Below are 1,617 nucleotides of genomic sequence, written 5' to 3' on the forward strand. Positions count from 1 at the left end.
GGCCATCGCCAGCGGGTGCAGCGATTGCAGCAGCAGCGCCCGCAGGCCGCCGATGAACATGGCCGCGTCGCCGTGCACCCGGCGGATCGGCCGGTCGGGACCGAACCAGCGCGGTCCCCGCGCGCTGTGCAGGCGCGTGCGGTGGCTCTCGCCGTCGGGGCCCGCGACGCGGGAGAACAGCGCGTCGGCGGCGTACCGGCGCAGCGGTTCGGTGTCCATGCGCATCACCTCGTCGCGCCCAGACTAGGCATTCGACCCGCCCGTGTCACCGAACGTGGTCGGCACGGGCCCGCGTCACACCGTCGTGGTCAGGACGTCGGAGGGCCGAACCACCGGCCGGCGGCCCGTTCGAACGCCGTGCGGTCGGGGTGGCGGTCACCCGCCCACACGACCGTGCCGTCGGGCCGGACGAGCACCGCGCCCACCCCGAGGTCGTTCCGCGCGGGCCCGGCCGCGTACCGGATCCGACCCTCCCAGCGCGCCGCCGGACCGCGCAGGCACCGGTCGGCGCTGAAGTCCAGCGCGACGCCGCGTCCGTCCCGCATCAGCTCACCGAGGCGAGTGCCGCCGCCGTTGCCGTCGTCGAGGTGGAAGTCCGGGGCGTTGTGGCCCACCAGCGGCTCGTCGCTGCCGAGCTCGTAGCGGATCGACGACCCCGAGACCTTGCCGTACGCGTAGGTCGTGCCGTCACGGGTGCCGAGCAGGTCGCGGATCAGGCCCTGGACCGCCTGCCCGTGCGGGTCCGGCCGCATGGCCGCCGCCTGGGCGCGCGTCCAGTCGAGCACCCACGCGCCGATCGGGTGACGCTCCTGCGTGTAGGTGTCGAGGAGCCCGTCCGGCGCGTGCCTGCGCACGGTCGCCGCGAGCTTCCACCCCAGGTTCACCGCGTCACCGATGCCGGTGTTGAGCCCCTGCCCGCCGAGCGGGGAGTGGATGTGCGCCGCGTCGCCCGCGAGCAGGACGCGACCACGCCGGTAGGTCGTCGCCTGCTTGGCCCGGTCGGTGAAGCTGGAGGCGAGGTGGACCTCGCTCAGCGTCACGCCGGTGCCGGACACCCGGCGCAGGACCGCCTGGAGGTGGTCGCGAGTCGGGTGCCGGGTGCGGTCGAACGCGCCGCCGTCGAAGTCCATCACGCCGAGGTGCCCCGACGTCGGCATCCGGATGTACATGCCCGTCGGCGTCAGGTTGAACCCCGGGCTCAGCTCCTCCGGGTCGGTGAGGGTGACGAGCATGGCGTAGCCGGTGAACTGCGGCTCGGTGCCGACGAACTCGAAGCCCGCCCGCCCGCGCACCGCGCTGCGCCCGCCGTCGCAGCCGACGACCCAACGCGCGGCGTGCTCGTGCTCCCCGGCGTGCACGACGACGCCCTCGTCGTCCTGCGTGACGGCGTCGACCGCGACACCGCGCCTGATCTCGACGCCCAGCTCGGACGCCCGCTCGGACAGCACCGACTCGACCGCTTCGAGGCTGGTCATCAGGCCGTCCACCGCCGGGCCGGGCAGTCGGAACGGCAGGGCGGCCAGGTCGACCCGGGCCGGGTCGAGCACCATGCCGGCGAAGTGGCCGACGCTGCGCGGGGGTGGTGGCCCGCCGGTGTCCGCGCCGGGATCCGCCGGG

General features: G+C 75.0%; 2 protein-coding genes. Both read right to left on the bottom strand.

Annotated elements, in window-relative coordinates; translation table 11 throughout:
- Positions 1-219: oxygenase MpaB family protein (locus AB0G02_RS39220; protein ID WP_360805288.1), on the bottom strand; the 219-nt coding region annotated here is incomplete at its 3' end.
- Positions 220-308: 89 nt separating this feature from the next.
- The coding region (locus AB0G02_RS39225; RefSeq protein WP_360805290.1) for an FAD-dependent monooxygenase at positions 309-1,617 on the bottom strand (1,309 nt) is incomplete at its 5' end.

The organism is Actinosynnema sp. NPDC023658 (assembly GCF_040639995.1).
Lineage (GTDB): Bacteria > Actinomycetota > Actinomycetes > Mycobacteriales > Pseudonocardiaceae > Actinosynnema.